The organism is Mesorhizobium sp. M7A.F.Ca.CA.004.06.1.1, assembly GCF_003999135.1.
Taxonomy (GTDB): Bacteria; Pseudomonadota; Alphaproteobacteria; order Rhizobiales; family Rhizobiaceae; genus Mesorhizobium.
This window is the reverse complement of sequence record NZ_RZPQ01000477.1, coordinates 1-4,633: the sequence shown is the minus strand read 5'-3', so window position 1 is coordinate 4,633 and position 4,633 is coordinate 1. Positions and strand designations below refer to the sequence as shown.

The 4,633-nt window shown below is 58.0% G+C and carries 5 protein-coding genes; 1 reads left to right on the top strand and 4 read right to left on the bottom strand.

From position 1 onward, the window contains the following. The coding region (locus EN906_RS23790) for a polysaccharide biosynthesis tyrosine autokinase (protein ID WP_127375422.1) at positions 1-2,358 on the bottom strand (2,358 nt) is incomplete at its 3' end. Positions 2,359-2,387: 29 nt separating this feature from the next. After that, positions 2,388-2,993, bottom strand: coding sequence for a polysaccharide biosynthesis/export family protein (locus EN906_RS23785; RefSeq protein WP_224696614.1), 606 nt, complete (start codon positions 2,991-2,993; stop codon positions 2,388-2,390). Here EN906_RS23785 and EN906_RS38445 point away from each other — a divergent pair. Beyond that, positions 2,986-3,144, top strand: coding sequence for a hypothetical protein (locus tag EN906_RS38445; protein ID WP_164752261.1), 159 nt, complete (start codon positions 2,986-2,988; stop codon positions 3,142-3,144). The two genes, EN906_RS23785 and EN906_RS38445, sit on opposite strands and share 8 nt — an antisense overlap. A gap of 25 nt (positions 3,145-3,169) precedes the next feature. Here EN906_RS38445 and EN906_RS23780 read toward each other — a convergent pair whose 3' ends face one another. Further along, a complete protein-coding gene (locus tag EN906_RS23780) occupies positions 3,170-3,979 on the bottom strand; it encodes a CpsB/CapC family capsule biosynthesis tyrosine phosphatase (protein WP_127268327.1) in 810 nt (269 codons plus the stop codon). A gap of 120 nt (positions 3,980-4,099) precedes the next feature. Continuing rightward, positions 4,100-4,420: a hypothetical protein gene (locus EN906_RS23775; protein WP_127268328.1), complete on the bottom strand. Its 321-nt coding sequence runs from the start codon at positions 4,418-4,420 to the stop codon at positions 4,100-4,102. Positions 4,421-4,633 lie beyond the last annotated feature (213 nt).

The window sequence follows — 4,633 nt, the reverse complement described above, 5'->3', positions numbered from 1 at the left end:
ATCTACGAAACCGCCAACACCAGAACGGAGGCGACGAACCAAACGCCTGAACGCCGGAGATTTCGCGTGAGCGGGCTCGCCTGCTCCGTCATCGACTTTGCCCTCAATTTTCGGGGTACTCGCGCCATAGTCGTAGTACTGATAGTTCATGTATTTATAGGCGTAATTGTAATCGAACTTGTTGACCGTGAATTTCGACATCGCCGCTCCGATCACGTTCGCACCGGCTGAGCGCAGACGCTTGAGTGCCGTTTTGGCTGACTTGCGTGTGACCTGATTGGTCGAAACGACCATCAATGTGCCTTCGGCAAGCCGGCTGAGGATTGGTGCATCGGAAAGACCGACGACCGGCGGGGCGTCGATGATGACCAGATCGAAGCGTTTGCCGAGATTGGTCAAGATCAACGCCATCTTCGGCGACGAGAGCAGGTCGGCCGGATTCGGCGGAATCGTTCCGGACGTCAGCACGGTGACATTAGGGTATTTCGTCGGTCTGAAAATGCCCGGCAGATCGTCCTTGCGAACGGTATTAGTCAGCAGGTTGCTCAACCCGATCGCATTGTCGAGGCCGAACAGCCGGTGCAGGTTGGGTTTGCGGAGATCGCCGTCGACAAGCAGAACCCTTGCGCCGAGTGCCGCGAAATCCTGGCCAAGCTTGAACGACGTGGTCGACTTGCCTTCCGACGGTTCCGAACTGGTCACCAGCAGCGATCGCGGCGCGCCCTCCGCACCGGAGAACTGCAGCGATGTCCGCAGCGAACGATAGGCCTCGGAGAGCCCGGATTTTTGATCGGCGATGCTGGCTATGAGTTCGCGGTCACCGACAAGCGGCAGGATGCCGAGCATCGCCAGCCCCAGCTCTTTCTCGATCTGCTCCGGGTTGGTGAAAGTGTTGTTCAGCAACTCGATGATGTAGATGATCGATGCAGCCAGGGCCATGAAAAGCGCGAGAGCGACTGCAAGGTTGATGCTCAGACGTGGAGAATAGGGGGCTGTGGGCAGCGAAGCGAAATCGACTATCGCAGCGCTTTGCGTCTTGAGCTCCGAGCTGACGCCGACTTCATTCAGCTTGGCGATAAGGCTGTCATACTGCGACCGGTTGGAGTCGACCTCGCGCTTCAGGATCGTGTATTTGATATTCTTGTCGTTGAAGACGACCTGCTGCCTCTCCATCTCCGCGAGCTTGGACTTGAGATCGGCTTCCTTGTTCTGTGCTTCCTGATATTTCAGCCGCAACGAATCGGTTATCGCCAGCACGCCGTTGTTGTAGATTCGCTGGAGTTCCTTGATCTGCGATTGCAATTGCTGCATTTCCGGAAAACCGGGCTTCAGGATGCCCAATTTCTGCTGATATTGGCTGGTCAGATCCGCCAGCTTTTCGCTAAGCTTCTGCAGACCTTCGCTTTCCAGAACCGGACCGAGGCTCGACCCGCGGCCTTTTTCTATCTGATCGACCACCCGCCCCGCATCAAGACGCTCCTGGATTGCAGTGGCCAGGGCGGTGTTCAGGGCTTCGATGTTGGAGCCGATCAGCGATTTGTCATCGCCGGTAACCGTGATGCCGGCATCTTTTGCATAGGTGACCAGTTCCTCTTCGGAGGTCTGCAGCTTTTGCTTCACCTGCAAAACCTGTTCCTGGATGAACTGCCGTGCCAGATCAGAGGTCTCGCTGGTCTGATCGAGACGTTGATCGATAAAGCTCTGCGCGACCTGATTGGCAACGTCGCTTGCATATTTCGGCTTTTGATCGACGAAGGTGATCGATAGCAGGCTCGTATTGGTGACCAGATTGACCGTCAGATCTTCCTGGATGCGCTTGATCGCAATTGCCTCGCGCTCTTCAGGCGTTTTCTCCTCAATGGAGGGTGACTTGGACATCCCGAACGCACGGTAGACAATATTGCTCGGGGAAAAGCTCGGCGTCGGAAACAGAAAATCCGGTTTTTCGCTAAGCCCAAGCTGGAACACCACGCGCTGAGCCAATGCCCGGCTCTTCAGCTTCTCCCGAGCGGTCAGGAAGGCCCGGACGTCGCTGTTTTCGGAAACGACCTCAATGTCCTGAAACACTTTCGCCGAAGGCACCAGAACTTCGAGCTGCGTCGTCGCCAGGTATTTTGGTGTCTGCATCATCGTCACGATGACGCCGGCAACGAGCCCGGCCGCCGCCATCATGACGATCAGCCAGCGATACTGGACGATGTATAAAAGCAGCTTGAGCGGGTTGAACCCCTCATCCTGGCCCGCATAGTCGCGACCATAGGGACCGTAGTTTTGCGGCACGTCGTAATAGGAGTCCGCGGACAGGGCCTGGCCATGTCCGGGTCCGGCAAGTTGGGGCTGCCTGTTGCGATCGAGCATGCGCGAGGTGATCCTGGGGTTGTCCGTGTCTACGGAATGACCGCAATGCGGGCAGCGCTGGAGGCGAGGCCCAGCGCATCCTTCAAATTGTTCATCGCGATTTTCGACTTCGAAGCAAAAACGACGACCACGTCGCCGCCATAGATGCGCGGGTTGCGGTTCTTGCCGGCGCGGATTTCCTCGACATTGTAATTTGCGACCAGCTTGTTTTGGCCGACATTGCGATAGACGAAGACCTTGCCGGCATCACCGACCGGATTGAACCCTCCGGCAAGGGCGATCGCGTCGAGCAAGGAAGCGCTGCTGGACACCGGATAAATGCCGGCCTTGTTGACTTCACCATCGACCGTGATGCGCTGGCCAATCGACTCCTTGACGAAAATCGTCACGTCAGGCGACTGCAAGTACTTTTCACCGTAGGCAGTCTCGATTTCCTTCTCGAGCTGACGAACGGTCTTGCCGGCTGCAGTCATGGTCCCAATCAGCGGAAGCGAAATCTGTCCGCCCGCGTCGACCTGAACTGTTCTGTTCAAATTATCGACCTGAAACACACTGACCTCGAGCACATCGTTGGCAGACAGAGGCTGCTCGCTGCCGTTCTGGGTATTCTGCGGCGGCGGGAGATCCTTGACCACCTGCAGCGTACCACCGCCAGAGAGCGCCGATGAAGACGCCGTCGGCTGCAGCGCATCGACAGAACTGGTGGAGGACGTCGATGTCGACGAAGTGCTTGCGCAGGCAGATATTGCTAGCGATGCGAGCAAAGCGGGCACGGTGCCCGCATGACTTCTTGCGAGATCGAAAATGCCCATCAAAGAGCCCCGCTCTTAAACAACCGGCCCAATCCGCCAAACCGCCCCGCACTGCTGCCCCCCGATTTTCTCGGGCTTTGCTTTCCGATGGGCACGAGCGGCCGATTTTGCAATATCGCGTCCGGGCGTTTCACTGCCATGTTGTAAGCCTCATCTTCCCCACACCGGTTCGCGATGGCGACAACCGCCTGCGAAAGCCCTGGCCGCCGCCGGCTGGCGCCGTGGGTGTCGGAGGCGACAATATCCACCCTGCCCTCATCCAGCAGCTTCTCCGAGTAGTAGAGCGCCGTACGTCCAAAGGCCCCCGTCACAGAATCAGCCGTGAGCTGAATAAGGCAGCCTAGCGTATTCAACCTCTCGATGACGTCGTAATTCGCCTTGATCCAAGTCAACCGCTCTGGATGAGTGAGGATCGGCACGAAGCCGGCCCCTATGAGACGGGCGGCGAAGTCTTCGAGCCGCGGAGGCAAAATGTGATGTGGCGGTTCGAACAGGAAATAGCGGGATCCGTTCAGAGTCGGCACCGTACCAAGCCTCAATCGATCGGGGAGATCAGGCGCGAGATGAACATCAGCGCCAACATATACGGTAAGCGGTATGGCAGCGCGATGAAGCTCCAGTTCTAACGCCTGAACAGCCCCGGCAATCTTTGGCGTGGCGTTCTCATAAACCCCAGGCATTACATGCGGCGTACATGCCATATGCGTTGTACCGTCGGCCACTGCCAGCCGTGCCATCTCCAGCGACATGGCCAAGTCAGGAGAACCGTCATCGAGACCGGGCAGGATATGTGAATGCAGGTCGATCATTGGCGTTTCTGGTTGAGAGGAGGCAAAGCTTCGCCTCGACAAAATAGAAACGCGTCACCCGCATGAAGGCGAATGACGCATTTGACAAATTTACGCAAAACAGCGGGGGTCGTATCCCGCCTATCGGCTGACCGCGTCGTCGTCATCCTGCAGGCCGATAATAAGGGCGGCGGCACCACCGACGGCGGCGCCGCCCAAGAGAACCGGCAGCATGCCAGGTTCTGAGCTGGCGGGTACGATCGTCGCAGACGGTGTCTCAAGCGAAACGCACATGCCGCCTTCGATAGGGTCGACCTTGACGGTGGCATTGGCTGGAATATCGAGCGCGCAATTGGCTCCGATAGCCAGCGAAGCAGACGCCTGCGCCCCGGTCATGATGCGCGCGCCCGCATACACCGGCGCCTCGGCATCCACCCCTGCATAGCCGCCGGCCTGGGACATCTGCACATTACCCCGGACCTGCGTAAGACGACCTATCGCGTCTGCGGACGCCGGCACGGGCGCAAGACAGGAACAGGTTTGCTGAGCTACAGCCTCGGGCGCGGCGAACAGGGCGCCCCCTGCGACGAATGCAACAAAAGTAAAAGCAACCCCGAACCGATGGCAACTCATCATTTTACCCCGCCAAAACCTGTAACTCGCCCTGTTGGTACA

Bases quoted from the DNA above. Each gene is read 5' to 3' on its own strand.
- EN906_RS23780 (WP_127268327.1), bottom strand. From the start codon at position 3,979: ATGATCGACCTGCATTCACATATCCTGCCCGGTCTCGATGACGGTTCT.
- EN906_RS23775 (WP_127268328.1), bottom strand. From the start codon at position 4,420: ATGTCCCAGGCCGGCGGCTATGCAGGGGTGGATGCCGAGGCGCCGGTG.